Here is a 16,205-nt window from a genome sequence, read left to right as displayed (position 1 = left end):
ATAAGCATGACCACATCATTGCCAGACGGCCTCGCGAACGTTAATTGCCCGTGGCAGCAACCCCAGAGCATAAAAACGGTCGGCGATGGCCTGCTGCTGGCGAATAATATTCAAATCCATCCGACGGGTTTGATGGCTACGACGGGCCAAAGCATGGGTGAGCGAAGACGTCGCCAACCCCAATTCAACCGATAACAGTGCCGCCGCCTCATCACGGTGGGCGTCAATATAGTGGCCGGTGTGTTCCAACGCGGCCATCAGCCCATGCAGTAGATCGGCAGAGTGCCTGACAAAGTCACGGTGCGCGAGATAAAACTGATAGTTGCTCACCCGCCCAACGCCATTGGCGATAACCCTAAACTGGCCACCATGCTCGGCATCACTCAACAAGGGATCCCACATCATCCAGGCATCCACAGCATGATGATCGCTGGGGGTTAGCGGGTATTTAGGCGGTGCGTAGACCACCCGCACGTCTTCCAGCGTCAACCCTGCCTCATCAAGCAGTTGCAGCAAAAGATAATGGACGTTGGAGCCTTTGTTGACCGCAATCCGCTTCCCGCGCAGATCGTCCAGAGTCTGGATCGGGCTATCGTGAGCCACCAGCAATGCCACGCTTTGTGGCGCTGCGGGTTCCCAGGCAACATATAACAACGGGTTGTTGCCGGCCTGCGCAAATAACGGCGGAACCTCACCGGTGGTGCCAAAGTCGATGTCGCGGTTAGCCAGGGCATGCAGCAACTGAGGGCCGGCAGGAAACTCACTCCACAACACACTCACTCCACTGTCAGCAAACTGGGCCTCCAGCGACTGGCGTGCTTTGAGGATCCCCAGGTTTCCAAATTTCTGATAGCCAATACGCAGCTCGCGTTCATTGCTACCGGCACGCGGGGCGGGGCTTGGTCGCCCGCCTTTTGCACTACGCCTGGCCTTAATCAGACCAAGATGCCCTAAATGGGTACGCAACGTATTACGACTTATCCCCAACAGCGTCGCCGCTTGCAACTGATTGCCCTGGCTCAGTTCAAAAGCATTGCGCACCAGCGAATCCAGCACCTTCTGATAGAGAGAGCTGTCATTGCCCTCAAGCTGCTGGCGAAGAAACACATCCAGTGAATCATCACCATAAATCTGTGAACCGACGTTTTCAGCACTCAGCCTTAGCTGCTGTGGCGTAATCAGTGGCTCTTTGCTTAGCAGGACCGCATTGTGCAGGGTGTTTTCCAGCTCGCGGATATTCCCTGGCCATGAATAGTTCATTAAGGTTGCCAGTGCCTCTTCACTGAGCCGCAATTGAAGCCGCCCCAGCCGCCGTGCGTATAGCGTCAGGAAATGCTCAGCCAACAGTGGAATATCCCCGCGCCGCTGGCGTAATGGCGGCAGAGCAACCGCAGCCACATTCAGCCGATAATAGAGATCTTCACGAAAGCGGCGTTCGCGGATGGCGTTAGTCAGATCCACATGCGTGGCGGCCACGACCCGGACATTGACCTTTACCGGCCGGCGAGAGCCGACACGGGTCACCTCCCGTTCTTGCAAAACACGCAGCAGTTTTACCTGCAACGGCAGACTCAATTCACCGATTTCATCCAGCAGCAGCGTGCCGCCTTCCGCCGCCTCAAACCACCCTTGATGGCGGTCAACGGCCCCTGTAAAAGCCCCTTTCTCATGGCCAAACAGTTCCGACTCGGCAAGGCTCTCGGTCAGGGCCCCACAGTTCACCGCCAGAAAGGGGCCATCACGTCTCGGGCTGTGATGATGAAGATAACGCGCCACCCCCTCTTTGCCCGTGCCGGTTTCGCCAACGATAAGCACTGTGGCATCTGTCGGAGCCAATCGATCCAAAACATTTTGGAAGGCGATAGAAGCAGGATCGATTAACCGCGGGCCGGAGGCTTGCATGCTGGTGACCTTTAAGGAAGTTGAATGGAAACCATACCCTCAGACGCCAGGGATAACGAGGGGTGAAATGCCCGCTTTGCTGCAAATGCAGCAGCAAAGCGCCAACCACTGCTGCATTTGCAGCATAATTCCGGCCCAATGAAAAAATTAACAATCTGATAAATAACACAAAAATAGGAATCTGTTTTTGGCATGCTTCCTGCTTATCTGTTTATAACCAAGATTAAACATTCTATGAAATAAATTGAGATATCGTTATATAGGAAATGGATAATGCGCGAAGAGCTGGCGAACAACATCAACGTATTCTGGTTTTTACCCACCCACGGTGACGGCCGCTATCTGGGAACAACAGAAGGCGGAAGAGCAGTAGATTTACCTTATTTACAGCAGGTTGCGCTGGCCGCCGACAGTCTGGGCTATTACGGCGTGCTGATCCCCACCGGCAAAAGCTGCGAGGATGCCTGGCTGGTCGCTGCCGCACTCGCCCCTCTCACCAAACGCCTACGCTATCTGGTCGCCGTGCGCCCTGGGTTGCAACCCCCGAGCCTGGCCGCACGCATGGCCGCCACGCTGGATCGCCTTTCAGAAGGCCGTCTGTTGATCAATGTGGTCACCGGTGGCGATCCCGTGGAGAACAAAGGCGATGGCATCTTCCTAAGCCACGCCGAACGTTATCAGGTTACCCGTGAGTTTTTGTCGGTTTACTCCCGCCTGCTAAAGGGAGAAAAAGTCGATTTCCAGGGGGAGCATCTGCGGGTAGAAGGTGCTGAGGTGTTGTTCCCGCCGGTGCAAGAAAACGGGCCGCCGCTGTTTTTTGGCGGTTCTTCTGAAGACGCACTGGAAGTCGCGGCGAACCAGATTGATACCTATCTGACCTGGGGAGAGCCGGTTGAGCAAGTGGCAGAGAAAATTGCCGTGGTCCGTCAACGGGCACAAGCGCGGGGCCGTACGCTGGAGTATGGCATTCGTCTGCACGTCATTGTACGGGAAACCGAAGAGGAAGCCTGGGCAGCGGCCGACAAACTGATTGCCCATTTGGATGATGACACCATCGCAGCCGCGCAGAAAATCTTCTCACGCATGGATTCTACCGGGCAGGCCAGAATGAGTGCTCTGCACGGCGGTTCGAAAGAGAGTTTACGTATCGCGCCCAATTTGTGGGCTGGTGTAGGACTGGTAAGGGGCGGCGCTGGTACAGCACTGGTCGGTAATCCACAACAGGTTGCAGAGCGCATCCGTGAATATCAGGCATTGGGCATCACCCATTTTATTTTCTCGGGCTACCCGCACCTGGAAGAAGCGCATCGATTTGCCGAACTGGTGATGCCGCTATTACCCCTGGCAGGCAACAGCGCGAAACGTCAGCGCAGGGTCAACACCGGGCCATTTGGCGAGACCATCGGTGGCGATCGTCGTCCGGTGAAACAGTGAAACTGAGGAGCAAACTATGAGTAATGAGCCAATTAAGTTCGCCTACTGGGTACCTAACGTGTCAGGCGGGCTGGTGATCAGCCAGATCCCTCAGCGCACCCACTGGGATGCCGCCTATAACCGTAAGCTTGCACAAATTGCCGAGCACGCCGGGTTTGACTATGCCCTGACGCAGATCCGCTTTACCGCCGGTTATGGCGCCGATAACCAACATGAGTCGGTGACGTTTTCCCAAGATTTGCTGGCCGCGACCGAGAAGCTCAAGGTGATTGCCGCGCTGCTGCCAGGGCCGTGGAATCCGACGCTGGCGGCCAAGCAGATCGCGACCATCAGCCACCTGTCCAACGCGCGTATTGCGATTAATGTTGTGAGTGGATGGTTCCGCGGCGAATTCAAAGCCATTGGTGAACCCTGGCTGGATCATGAAGAACGCTATCTGCGTTCTGAGGAGTTTATCCGTTGCCTGCAGGGCATCTGGCAGGAAGAGAGCTTCACCTTTGCCGGCGACTTTTACCGCTTTCGCGACTATTCATTGAAACCGAAACCGCTTGACCCACAACCGGAAATTTTCCAGGGTGGTAGCTCAAGAGCCGCGCGCGATATGGCGGCACGGGTCTCTGACTGGTATTTTACCAATGGCAATACGCCAGAGGCTATCCGCCTGCAGGTTGAGGATATTCAGCTCAAGGCCGCAGAAAACCACCACAAGGTGAGGATCGGCGTGAATGGGTTTGTTATTGCCCGCCAAACTGAGCAGGAAGCACACAGCGTACTGCGCGACATCCTGGATCATGCCAATCCCGAAGCGGTGAAAGGTTTTCAATCCGAGGTTAAAAATGCCGGTAGCGCCTCGCCAGAGGGAGAAGGTAACTGGGCTAAATCAACGCTGGAGGATCTGGTGCAGTATAACGATGGATTCAAAACCAACCTGATTGGCACACCACAGCAAATTGCAGAACGGATCATCGAACTGAAACAGTCGGGTGTAGATCTGATGCTACTGGGGTTTTTGCACTTCCAGGAAGAGGTGGCGTTCTTTGGCCGTGAAGTGATCCCGCTGGTGCGTGAGTTGGAGCGCCAACAGCATCCGGTGCCCAGTCATGGCTGATCGACACATCGTTATCATCGGTGGCGGTTTTAGCGGTACCGCGCTGGCGATCCATCTGGTGCGCCAGGGGACGGCCGGGCTAAAGGTGGTGATTATTGAGCCTCGCGCCCAGTTGGCACAGGGGGTTGCTTACGGCACCCGCGATCCGGCACACCGCATCAACGTCCCCGCCGCGCGCATGCAGCTTTCCGCCGAGGAAGAAGGCGATTTCGATCGCTGGTTCCGTGCTTCTGAGGCCTTCACGCAGGATGTAAAGGCGCTCAGACCGGACGGCAGCGTCTATCCGCAGCGGGGGCAGTTTGGCCGTTACATCGCCGAAAAACTGGCCAGCGCGCTAACCCGCTCTGCGGTAGAGATCGTCCACGTCCAGGAGTACGCGGTGGCATTGCGTCATGGTGTCGTGCTGACGGCTTCCGGGAATACCTATCCTGCGGATGACGTGGTGCTGGCCATCAGCCACCCACCACCTGCCGTACCGAAACAGCTTCAACAGGCGCTGAAAGATCATCCAGGATTGATCGCCAATCCGTGGTTGACGGAAGCCCTGGCGGAGGTGAAAAACAATGACCGGGTCGCGATCATCGGCACCGGTTTGACCATGTCCGATGTGGTTGCCTCGCTGCATCGGCAGGGGCATCGTGGACCGATTCTGGCTTTCTCACGCCGCGGTCAGCTCCCCCGTCCAAACCTGAGCGGTGACTATGCCGCTCGCCAACTTGATTACCGACGTCTGCAAGCAGCGACGGCCCGTGGGTGGTTGCGACGAGTCCGGCAGGAAGTCATGCTGGCCAATGCAGACCATCAGCCCTGGCAATTGGTGCTGGATGACATTCGCCTTAACGGTCAGCAGATTTGGCAGCAGTGGTCACTGCAAGAGCAACGGCGTTTTCTGCGCCATCTGCGCCCATGGTGGGACGTGCATCGTTATCGCATCGCGCCACAGGTCAGCGATGTGCTGACAGGCATGCAGCAAAAAGGGCAACTCGAGGTGCTGGCCGCCAACCTAAAACACGTCTCCGTGGATAACGCTGCCCTTGCCCTGACCCTAAAAGCGCGTGGCCATGTAACAACACAAACGCGCGTGGTGGATAAGCTGATTGTCACAACCGGCCCGGCGCACGGCGCGCTGTTGCAAAGTGATGCTTTGCTAAAGCAGCTCACCACTGAAGGGGTCATCCAGCCCGATCCGCTGGCATTAGGCATTTGGGTCGATGCCTGCTCCCGGCCGATTAACCGCCAGCATCAGAGCAACGATCGTCTTTACGTCGTCGGCCCCGCCGCCCGTGGCCGTTTCGGTGAGCTGATGGGGTTACCCCAAGTGGCACAACATGCACAAGCGCTGGCGCAGCAGTTACTGGGGGGGTCTACAGCTGCCCCCACCGCCCCTGACTAGCCTGTTATAAGGGGAAAATGTCTGACGCTTTCCCCGAATGACCCGTACAGAAATAGAAACAGGATTAATAACGGTGAAGGATCAAGGGACACGCGCTTTCGCCGCATTTCAGTGCCGTTTTCTGCGTGATATCACTGCCACTTGCACATATTTTTTTTGGATAATAGGTCTCACGCCAAGAGGTGTTATATTTATGTTTCAATTAAAAACGGAAAGTTAAAAACATTGCCAGAATCAGAATATGATTAATCGTTAAAGTTTTATCTCAGCCTGCCGAAAACAAACAGCACTTTCCGCGGCAAAAGAACGCTATTTGCTGCACTGACATTCAATTGAAATTTTCAGGTTGTGCTATGTTTGAACGATTAAAAATCTCCCACGGATTAATGGGAATTTTAACCCTATTCTGTATTATTCAGATATTTTCCGGCGTGTGGAGCATTCTGGATGCTTCAGGTACAAATAATCGCCTTACGCAAATATCTTCTGGCTTTAATCAAATTATGGCAATGGATAATGTCTACGCATCCGTTACCGAGATCCGCGAAGAGGTGCTTAAAGACGCACTGATGCTCAGTATGCAACCGCAAAACAGCAATGCAAAAAAATCCCTTGGCCAACTGCGTCAACGTCTTACAGACGTTGATAAACTGATGGAGCAGTTTTATCAGCTCCCCCTTTCTGACCAGAGCGATCGCGAGCGGACCAAAAACGTAAAGACACTGTATGACAAAGCGCGCGACGATCTGCTTCAATTAATTATCAGTCTGGAAGCCGGTGATCTCACCCGTTTCCAGTCCGTTATGCACAATAGCTCGGCGACGCACTTTATGTCCGCACTTGACGATACGTCTGCCTACGTGGCCAACGATATTATTACGCCGGCAGCTGCGGCGGCACAGGCCAGCTACCGCCAAATGGTGCCTTTATCGCTTACGTTTATTTTAATTTTTATTCTGCTGACCGGGGCTGTATTGGTCTGGATCAGAAAATATGTACTGAACAAAATTAATCAGATTATCGATTACCAGGCCGAAATTGCACGGGGTAATTTGGCAATTAAAATCAATGCCAGTGGAAATAACGAAATTGGCACTCTGATGCAGGGTCTTGTCAATATGCGTAACGAGCTGGCAAATACGGTCAGTGCCGTCCGTGCAGGAACGCAAAACATTTATACCGGTGTGCAAGAAATTGCCGCCGGTAACAACGATCTTTCAAGCCGTACTGAAGAACAGGCAAGTTCACTGGAAGAAACGGCAGCCAGCATGGAACAACTCTCTGCTACGGTGAAGAACAACGCAGAGAGTGCCGGCGCTGCCACCTCGCTAGTGAAACGCGCTTCGCAAAGTGCGGTCAATGGCGGCGAGATCACCCGTAAAATGGTCGTCACCATGAGCGATATTGCCGACAGCTCACGCAAAATTGGCGATATCACCAGCGTCATAGACGGCATCGCCTTCCAAACCAATATTTTGGCACTCAATGCGGCAGTCGAAGCGGCTCGTGCGGGTGAACAAGGCCGCGGTTTTGCCGTTGTTGCCGGCGAAGTTCGTAACCTTGCACAACGCAGTGCCCAGGCTGCCAAAGAGATTAAAACACTGATTGACACCTCCGTGCTACGCGTCGATCAAGGCAACGATCTGGTGGAGAACGTCAGTGGCGCCATGACGGAAATTGTTACTGCCATTGGTCAAGTGACAGAAACCATGCAGGAAATCTCAAATGCGTCTGAGGAGCAGAGCCGTGGAATCGCGCAAATTGCGCAGGCAGTTAACGAAATGGATAAGGTGACTCAACAGAACGCCGCGCTGGTTGAACAATCGGCATCCGCTGCCAGCGCACTGGAAGATCAAGCCAATCAATTAAACCAAACCGTGTCTCTTTTCAAACTCTCTACGCCTACCCCTTCAGTGACTCGCATTCAGCCACAGGCGATTGTCGCACCTAAGGTAAAAGCGATTGCTGAGGATAATGATGAAAATTGGAGCAGCTTTTAAGGCACTAAAGCGCATTTAAGTGTCTGTTTAAAACCACAACGCCAACAGATTGTTGGCGTTGGAATGCGGGCGCGATAGGCAGCGCCCCTGCCTTGCCTGGGGATCGGCAAGCCAGGGCAGGATTATACGCTGCGAAGGCGTTGCGCTAAGCCTTTAAGGAAGTAACGCAGCATCTGATCGCCGCACGGGCGGAAGTTTTTGGTGCCTTCTTTACGGAACAGCGCGCTCAGTTCCGGCTTGGAGATGCGGAAATCAACGGCGGTAAAGATCTCATGCATGTCGGTATCTTTCAACTCAAACGCCACGCGCAGCTTTTTCAACACCAAATTGTTGGTAATCGGCAGTTCAACCTCCGGCGCAGGGAATTTGTCATCTTTACCGCGCTTGAAGTACACCAGACCGTTCAGGAAATGCGCCATGACGTCGTCCGGGCAGTTTTCAAAACCGGGCTCACCTTCCTTGATGACGTAAGCACCCATCGCCGAGACAGCAACGTCGAAATTATCCAATTTGATAATCTCAACCATTTTCGCGTCGTTAATACTCAGCATGTAGCGCACGCTGCGCAGCACGTCATTGTTGATCATAGAATTGCCTTTAGCTTGTAAACCGGAAGAACTGCGCGCAGTGTGAAATGAAAATACACCTATACCCAAAATAATTGGAGTTGCATCGCGGCGGCAAGTTTGTAAGTCCCCAGGAGCATAGATAACTATGTGACTGGGGCGCACAAATGCAGCCACAAAGAGGCAGCTTCAAGTATGACGGGTAGCGCCGCACAGTTGAATATGTGCGGCAGTATAGGGATCAGAGCGGGGTTTCTCAATCGATTTGGCTTTTTTGCTGATACAGCGGAATATCTTCGCCAATGATGTATTTATTACGCAGAATCGAGGACACTTTATCCATAATCATCACCACGACCACCAGGATCAAGGTGATGAACATCACGACATCCCAGTTCCACAAGCGCATGTTCTCCGCATACACCAGACCAATACCCCCTGCCCCAACGAACCCCAGTACCGCTGCGGAGCGGGTATTGGATTCAATCTGATACAGGCTGAGCGCCAGGAAAGTGGGAAACGACTGGGTAAAGATACCGTAACGGTGTTTCTGCAGACCGTTGGCACCGACTGCCGTCAGGCCCCGGCTTGGGGATTTCTCCACAGCTTCATGGCCTTCAGCATACAGCTTGCCGAGTAACCCAACGTCCTGCATCACGATCGCGAGCACCCCGGCCAACGGCCCCATGCCGACGGCGCGTACAAAAATCAGCCCCCAAATTGCCATGTCGATACCGCGCAGAATATCCAGCAGACGACGTACCACCACGGAGAGCGGCCGCAGCAATGGCGTCGACATCACGTTACGCGCAGCAAAGAACGACAGCGGCAAGGCTATCAATGACGCGGTAATCGTCCCGGCGAACACAATGCCGATAGTGATGAAGATTTGCTGGAAATAGTACATAAACGGCCAATTAACAAAATCATGCCAAACGAACATACGCATAAAGTAGCGGCCGAGCTGTTGGCAACCGTTAATAAACTGCGGCCAGGAGATCCCAAAAAACTGGAAGAAAAATAGATAATACAAAACGATAGCCGCAGCGATGATACCAACAGTACGCAGGTAACGGCGTTGCTGTGAGAAAATCTCTGGGTGTTCTTGTTTGAGTGTCTGCAGCTTTTCAGCCGAGATGCTTGGTGCTGACATCATTTTTTCCCCTCCACGACCCGTTTGCGTAGCTCACCGGAGGCGTAATCCAGCAACGAAACCACCACGATAATCAGCAACAGCGTCATACTGACCTGGTCATAGCGATCGAGTTTGATATTGGTCATCAGTTCCTGACCGATGCCGCCCGCCCCCACGAGTCCAAGAATGGTCGACTGACGGAAGTTAACCTCCAGCCGCATAAAACTGTAAGACAGGAATACCGGCTTCACCTGTGGCCACATGCCGAAACGCATGCGTTGCAGCGGCGTCGCGCCGCAGGCTGCCAGACCGCGTACGGGTTTGTTGGATGCCGTTTCAATCGACTCATAAAACAGTTTGGTCAGGCTACCGATAGTATGCAGCGCCAAAGCCAAAAAGCCCGGAATGGCACCGATGCCGAAGGCCATGACAAACATAACCGCCCAGGCTAATTCTGGCATGGTGCGCAAAAATGCCACCAGCGTACGGATCGCCATGCGCAACGTTGCTGGGCTATGGGTGTTATTGGCCGCCAGAAATGCCAATACGCCGGCCACCAGTACGGAAAGGATGGTCGCCGCCAGTGCCAGTTGCAACGTTTCCCAAATCAGCGGCAATTGGATGTTCAGTCGATAGCCCCAGTAGGCAAATGACCCTTCGGTATGGCTATCGGCAAACAGCGACGACCAATGCAATGTTGGAATAGTTTCTGCCAGGTAATCAAAGAAATGAGGGATAGACACCCAGACGGTGTGCAAATTGAACTCGGCGATATTGCCGGCACCCAGATAGAGCACCACCAGACCGAGCGACCAGATCAACGTCTCGCGTTTTTGTTTACTGCGGACTTGCTGGTAATAGTGCGCAAAATCTTTATTCAAAATATACCCTTCATCTTTCAAATCGCAGGGGTGTTGACTGCCTTCACTCACCCCAGTCACTTGGTGAGGCCAAGCTCCTGAGGCCTCACTCAGTTGCCGCCTACCTGCGATGTGAAATCTATTGGGTATTGGCTTCCGACGTGAGTTATTCAACGGGGTTCAGACAGGCCGAACCCCGGCAGTATTAACGGTCGCCTTTAGTCAGCTCACGCTTCATATCGATGATGTTCTGGTATTCCGCCAGCGTGGTGTCGCCGATGTGCTGTTTGCCGCCCATCGCTTTGATAAAGCACTGGTGGTCGTCTTTATCCAGCTTCTTGATCGCAGTAACAACTTTGGCTTTGAATTCAGCCGGCAGCGCGTTGCTGACCAGGATCGGGCCATTGGGGATCAACGGCGACTGCCAGATAATCCGGATCTGTTTCATCAGGTCTGGATGATCCATACGGATCATGCGAGTGAATGCACCGCTGGTGTAACCGGTGTTGTAGTCGCCGATCATCGACGCCCAGGTCACTGCGCCTTCGAACTGACCATTCAACACACCGAGAACGTCTTGCTCATGGCCGCCAGAGAAGGTGACGCTAGAGAACGTGTTGTTGTATTTGTTGTCGACCGTGCCGCCGAACAGTTTCTTGAATTCCTGGTTTGGGATCAGGAAGCCGGACGTGGAATCCGGGTCGGCGAACCCCACCGCCTTACCTTTCAGGTCTTCCAGTTTTTTATACGGGCTGCCCGCTTTAACGATCACAACCGAGTGGTAACCGCGTGACTGATCAACGTCATCAACCGCGATGCCGACAATGTCCACCGCTTTCGGATCTTTGATATACACCGACGCAAATGACGACGGTGACATGCTCAGCACCAGGTCAATCTTGCCGCCCAGCAGGCCCTGAATCACACCGGAATAGTCAGAAGAGTTGCGCAGCTTGGTATCCACGTTCAGTTCCTTATCCAGGAACTGCTTCACGCATTGGTTATCACCGATCTGCTGAGTGGCGTTTTGCCCGCCGAGAATCCCCAGGTTCAGTACTTTAGGGGCGTCCGCTGCCGTCGCATTAAAGACCATCATCGCGCCGGCCATCAGGGTGGTCAGACTCAATACTTTTTTCATTACGATGCCTTGTGTGTGTAAAGGTAAAGGTAAAAGTGAATAAATACTCAATGGATCTGATTGGCGTCCTCGCCATACAACTGGTGCAGTATCCGTTCGTTCAATTGCGAAGGGTGCCCGTCAAACACGATCTTGCCCTGGGCAATGCCGATCACCCGGGTGCAATATTCTTTCACCAGCTCGACCGAATGCAGGTTCACCATGACCGCAATGTCGTTTTCACTGACTTTTTGCAGCGCATCCATAATGCGACGGGTGTTTTTCGGATCGAGTGACGCCACCGGCTCATCGGCCAGCAGAATTTTGGGGTTTTGCATCAGCGCACGACAGATAGCCACGCGCTGCATCTGGCCACCTGACAGGTTCTCGGCACGCTGTAATGCATGCGGCAGCATATTGAGCCATTGCAACAGTTCGATAGCGCGTGCACGGTCGGCGTCATCAAACACTTTAAAGAAGGATTTCAGGGTAGAGGTGTGGCTCAGACGGCCCAACAACACGTTGGTCATTACATCCAACCGCGGTACCAGGCAGAAGTCCTGGAAGATCATGCCGCAACGGGCGCGCCACTGACGCATCTGACGGGCGGAAAGCTGAGCGATATCCTGCGCGATGCCGTCGTCTTCAAAGTGCAGCATCTCACCACAGCTCGAAGGGATCGTCCCGTTCAGGGTATGAAGCAACGTGGATTTACCGGCGCCGGAACGCCCGATCACCGCCACAAACTCACCCGCGTGCAGGTCGAAGTTGATATCGTCCAGCACCTGTTGCTGAGATTTATACGCTTTACCTAAGCCTTTTACCGATAACACCTTGCGAGAGGGGATCGGTTGTTGCCCTGGAAAGTCAGTCGGTGCAAGTTTTAACAGTGCCTGAGCCATATGATTTCTCTGGTTTCAGTGGCTAATCATTATGGGCACCTATTAACGAATAACTTTGTGACAACGGGATGATGGTTTTATGGCTAGGAAATGACGCATAACGCCATTTCCCGATTGGACGATTAAAAGTGAATGACCCCCTTAATGAGCTGAGGGTTGTTGATCACCTGCGCTTCGTAAGCCTGTGCCAGGCCGTCAAAATCAAAGTGATGGGACAACATCATTTCAGCGGTGATCTTCCCTGCCGCCATCAGGCGGCCGACTTTGACGAAATCCTCTTCGGTCGCATTGCGGCTGCCCATCAGGGTGGCTTCCTTTTTATGGAACTCAGGATCTGGGAACTGCAGGTCCCCTTTGAACAATCCGACAAAGATGATGCTGCCACCGTGGCGAATAAGGTTAACGGCATTATTCATTGCCTGTTGGCTCCCGGTCGCATCAATCACTTTAGCCGCCAGCATACCGCCGAACTGCGCGCGCAATGCCGTTTCAAACCGCTCATCCAGCGGGTTCAATGTGGGCAGTTGCAATGCTTGTTCGACATGCTGGCGCCGTTCATCGCGGGTATCGGCGACCACCACCCGTGCACCGTCGGCTTTGGCAATCGCCGCCACCCCCAACCCGATAGGCCCGGCCCCCACCACCAGCAGATGATCACCCGGCGCCACAGTGGCACGACGCACCGCGTGCGCACTGATAGCAAACGGCTCGATAAGCGCTGCCGCCTCTGGCGCTACGTCATCCACCGCCAGCAGATTATTTACCGGCACGCTGAGGTATTCGCTGAAACCACCATCCTGATGCACCCCAATCACCGAAATATTCTCACAGCAGTTGGTTTTGCCGCTCAGGCAAGCACCGCAATGATGACACGAAAGATACGGTATTACCGCGACACGCTGCCCCAGTCGCCAACCTGTGGTTTTATTCCCCAAGCTAACAATTTCACCGCATATTTCGTGGCCCAAAACCCGCGGATAGCTAAAGAAGGGCTGATGACCAGACCAGGCATGAATATCCGTTCCACAAATACCGACGGTAATCATTTTTATCACCGCCTCCGTATCCGCAGGTACGGGTGTCTGGCGTTGTTGATAAATTAATTTTTTGGGCTGTTCACACACTAATACCTTCATTGTTTTCATGGCGTCCCCTTAGATCGTTGGGAACGTTATTAAACAAAAAGCCCCTGCGATATTAAGCCGGAAAGAAAATCTGTGAGGCAGTACAAAATAAACCGCTTTAAATTGGTTTTAAATAGATAAAAAACATCCGAGACTCACCATGAGCAGAACCCAAAACCTGCGCCACAATGTCGTTAACCAGATGATCGACGGTATCAATAATGGTCACCTGCGCTCTCCGCTTCCTTCTCAGGCAGCCCTGGCCGAAATGTACAACATCAGCCGCACCACGGTGCGCCATACGCTAACGCATTTTTTCCAGCGCGGCGTACTGGAAAAGGTGGGCGATGACTACGTCATTTTGCGCCAACCTGCAGCAGAGGACGGTTTCGACTGCCAAAGAGCCTCTCTGGACGAACAAGGCCAAAGGTTCGAAAAAGCGTTTTATCAGATGATCAATCAGAAACAACTCCGTGCCGGAGATACCTTCACCGAACTCCAGCTATCGCGTGCAGTCAACGTGAGTCCTGTGGTGGTGCGGGAATTTTTGCTGCATTTTAGTCGGTATAATCTGATCGATAGCGTCAAGCGCGGGCAATGGAGCATGAAGAAGTTTGACCAGCGCTATGCCGAGCAACTTTTTGAACTACGGCAGATGCTGGAAACGCACGCTCTGTCCCACTTTATCAACCTTCCGGCACAGGATGCTCGCTGGTTGCAGGCGAAAGAGCTGCTGAGCCGCCACCGCCAGCTGCGGGAAAACATCAGCGACAACTACCGCCTGTTCTCCCAATTGGATCGCGATTTTCACGGCTTGATTCTCTCAGCCGCTAATAATCCGTTCTTCAATCAATCTTTGGAGATCATTTCGGTGATTTTCCACTTCCATTATCAATGGGATGAAACCGATCTTAAACAACGCAATATCGTGGCGATTGAAGAACATATGACCATTCTCAGTGCACTTATCTGCCGCAATGATCAAGAGGCGATCAACGGCCTGCATCGCCATCTGGATACGGCCAAGCAGTCGATGATCCGTTCAATCAATCAAACGTTCCCATGACAAACCGTGATGTTTTTTATTAATAAAAAGCATCACTACGCCATTTAGAACCGATAAAGAACAGCAAAGTAGTAACTGCAGCACGGAACCGTGACAAAACAGCCCACCAAAATATTTCGCCCTCTAGGCTTACTGCCGACCACCTGCTAATGCCTTCATTAAAATACTGTCCAGGGGAACACCCGGAATAATAAATATTATTAATGCGAAATTCTGGAGGACTGAATGGAAAGAAGTAATACGATAACTACCGGAAAGGAACAGCCCGAAACCTATTCCGACCACATAATTCCGATGCCACCTGAAGGAATGCTGGTTCGCTCAGCAAAAATAAAAAAAATTCAAACCACGGCCATGATCCTGTTATTTATGGCCGCAATAATAAACTTTCTTGACCGCAGTTCGCTCTCAGTGGCGAACTCCACCATCCGGGAAGAAATGGGCCTGAGCGGGACCGAAATTGGTTTACTGCTATCGGCATTTTCCTTGGCCTACGGTATCGCCCAGTTGCCCTGCGGCCTCTTACTGGACCGAAAAGGCCCGCGTATCATGCTGGGCATTGGCATGTTTGTCTGGTCGGTGTTCCAAACGCTGTCCGGCATGATCCATAACTTCACGCAGTTTATCTGGGTGCGTATCGGGTTGGGGATAGGTGAAGCGCCGATGAACCCCTGTGGGGTGAAAGTGATCAATGACTGGTTCAACATCAAAGATCGCGGTATGCCCATGGGGATTTTCAATGCCGCCTCAACCATTGGGCTGGCTGTGAGCCCGCCGATCCTGACAGCCATGATGTTGGCCTTCGGCTGGCGCGGCATGTTTATCACTATCGGCGTGCTGGGGATCGCACTGTCGATAGGCTGGTACATGTTGTACCGCAACCGACAGGACGTCAGTCTGAGCGCTCAAGAACAGGCCTATCTGAACGCCGGCAGCGTCAGAACACGGCCTGAGCCGATGAACTTCCGCGAATGGCGGGCGCTATTCAGGAACCGCACCATGTGGGGCATGATGATTGGCTTTAGCGGCATCAACTATACCGCTTGGCTATACCTGGCCTGGCTGCCGGGCTATCTGCAAACCACCTATCATCTGGATCTAAAAAGCACCGGGCTGATGAGTGCCATCCCTTTTCTGTTTGGTGCCGCCGGTATGTTGTCGAATGGTTTCGTCACCGATTTTCTGGTGCGCCGCGGCATGGTTCCGCTTAAAAGCCGTAAAATATGCATCGTCGCAGGCATGCTGCTTTCCGCTTCCTTTACCGCCGTCGTTGCTCAAGCCACCACGACCTACAGTGCGGTGTTATTAATCGGCATGGCGCTGTTCTGCATCCACTTTGCCGGTACCTCCTGCTGGGGCCTGATCCACGTCGCGGTCACTTCACGTATGACCGCCTCAGTGGGTAGCATTCAAAACTTCGCCAGCTTTATCTTTGCCTCGTTCGCGCCGGTCGTCACCGGCTGGATCCTGGATACCACTCACTCTTTCAGTCTGGCGCTCACGCTGTGTTCCTGCTTCACCGTCATCGGTGCACTGTCTTATATCTTCGTGGTTAAACACCCGATTGTTGAGGAGGCAGCCTGACCCCCCCTCTTATT

At 53.2% G+C, this 16,205-nt stretch carries 13 protein-coding genes; 6 read left to right on the top strand and 7 right to left on the bottom strand.

What is annotated here, in order from left to right; genetic code table 11:
- Window positions 1-15: 15 nt before the first annotated feature.
- Window positions 16-1,902, bottom strand: coding sequence for a sigma-54-dependent Fis family transcriptional regulator (locus AC2FCQ_RS14490; protein ID WP_490308547.1), 1,887 nt, complete (start codon window positions 1,900-1,902; stop codon window positions 16-18).
- A 273-nt stretch (window positions 1,903-2,175) separates the two neighbouring features.
- Here AC2FCQ_RS14490 and ssuD point away from each other — a divergent pair, with 273 nt between their 5' ends.
- From ssuD to AC2FCQ_RS14470, 4 genes are all read left to right on the top strand, one after another.
- The gene (ssuD, locus tag AC2FCQ_RS14485) at window positions 2,176-3,336 is read left to right on the top strand and encodes an FMNH2-dependent alkanesulfonate monooxygenase (RefSeq protein ID WP_404760086.1); all 1,161 of its coding nucleotides are present in this window, start codon (window positions 2,176-2,178) and stop codon (window positions 3,334-3,336) included.
- A 16-nt stretch (window positions 3,337-3,352) separates the two neighbouring features.
- Window positions 3,353-4,444 (top strand): dimethylsulfone monooxygenase SfnG, encoded by a 1,092-nt coding sequence (sfnG, locus tag AC2FCQ_RS14480; RefSeq protein WP_209632285.1) that lies wholly within the window; start codon window positions 3,353-3,355, stop codon window positions 4,442-4,444.
- On the top strand, window positions 4,437-5,837 hold the full coding sequence (locus tag AC2FCQ_RS14475) for an FAD/NAD(P)-binding protein (RefSeq protein ID WP_490308548.1): 1,401 nt from the start codon (window positions 4,437-4,439) through the stop codon (window positions 5,835-5,837). The genes sfnG and AC2FCQ_RS14475 overlap by 8 nt, the downstream gene beginning before the upstream one ends.
- Before the next feature lie 353 nt (window positions 5,838-6,190).
- Window positions 6,191-7,837, top strand: coding sequence for a methyl-accepting chemotaxis protein (locus AC2FCQ_RS14470; RefSeq protein ID WP_209632283.1), 1,647 nt, complete (start codon window positions 6,191-6,193; stop codon window positions 7,835-7,837).
- Window positions 7,838-7,959: 122 nt separating this feature from the next.
- On the opposite strand, the gene AC2FCQ_RS14465 is transcribed toward AC2FCQ_RS14470, so the two are convergent.
- The 6 genes from AC2FCQ_RS14465 to AC2FCQ_RS14440 all read right to left on the bottom strand — a co-directional run bounded on the left by AC2FCQ_RS14465 (window position 7,960) and on the right by AC2FCQ_RS14440 (window position 13,562).
- Window positions 7,960-8,424: a YehS family protein gene (locus AC2FCQ_RS14465; RefSeq protein WP_209632282.1), complete on the bottom strand. Its 465-nt coding sequence runs from the start codon at window positions 8,422-8,424 to the stop codon at window positions 7,960-7,962.
- A gap of 235 nt (window positions 8,425-8,659) precedes the next feature.
- Window positions 8,660-9,559 carry a phosphonate ABC transporter, permease protein PhnE gene (phnE, locus tag AC2FCQ_RS14460; protein ID WP_209632281.1) on the bottom strand — a complete coding sequence of 300 codons (900 nt, stop codon included), beginning with the start codon at window positions 9,557-9,559 and terminating at the stop codon, window positions 8,660-8,662.
- Window positions 9,556-10,419 carry a phosphonate ABC transporter, permease protein PhnE gene (gene phnE / locus AC2FCQ_RS14455; protein WP_209634123.1) on the bottom strand — a complete coding sequence of 288 codons (864 nt, stop codon included), beginning with the start codon at window positions 10,417-10,419 and terminating at the stop codon, window positions 9,556-9,558. Before phnE (AC2FCQ_RS14455) ends, phnE (AC2FCQ_RS14460) begins: the two co-directional genes overlap by 4 nt.
- A 184-nt stretch (window positions 10,420-10,603) precedes the next feature.
- Window positions 10,604-11,536 carry a phosphonate ABC transporter substrate-binding protein gene (phnD, locus tag AC2FCQ_RS14450; protein WP_209632280.1) on the bottom strand — a complete coding sequence of 311 codons (933 nt, stop codon included), beginning with the start codon at window positions 11,534-11,536 and terminating at the stop codon, window positions 10,604-10,606.
- Window positions 11,537-11,583: 47 nt separating this feature from the next.
- Entirely contained in the window at window positions 11,584-12,417 is an 834-nt protein-coding gene (gene phnC / locus AC2FCQ_RS14445; RefSeq protein ID WP_209632279.1) for a phosphonate ABC transporter ATP-binding protein, read from the bottom strand.
- 122 nt (window positions 12,418-12,539) lie between these two features.
- Complete coding sequence (locus tag AC2FCQ_RS14440) at window positions 12,540-13,562, bottom strand: zinc-binding alcohol dehydrogenase family protein (protein WP_265556289.1); 1,023 nt, start codon at window positions 13,560-13,562, stop codon at window positions 12,540-12,542.
- 139 nt (window positions 13,563-13,701) lie between these two features.
- Between AC2FCQ_RS14440 and AC2FCQ_RS14435 the strand changes: the two genes are divergently transcribed.
- Together AC2FCQ_RS14435 and AC2FCQ_RS14430 are read left to right on the top strand one after the other, a co-directional pair.
- Window positions 13,702-14,607 carry a GntR family transcriptional regulator gene (locus AC2FCQ_RS14435; protein ID WP_490308549.1) on the top strand — a complete coding sequence of 302 codons (906 nt, stop codon included), beginning with the start codon at window positions 13,702-13,704 and terminating at the stop codon, window positions 14,605-14,607.
- 225 nt (window positions 14,608-14,832) lie between these two features.
- On the top strand, window positions 14,833-16,191 hold the full coding sequence (locus AC2FCQ_RS14430; RefSeq protein WP_490308550.1) for an MFS transporter: 1,359 nt from the start codon (window positions 14,833-14,835) through the stop codon (window positions 16,189-16,191).
- The last annotated feature ends 14 nt before the right edge of the window (window positions 16,192-16,205 follow it).

The sequence above is a fragment of the Serratia sp. CoH_134_PS_4 genome, from assembly GCF_058190535.1.
The sequence above is the reverse complement of the archived record's forward strand: the minus strand, read 5'-3'. Positions and strand labels throughout refer to the sequence as shown.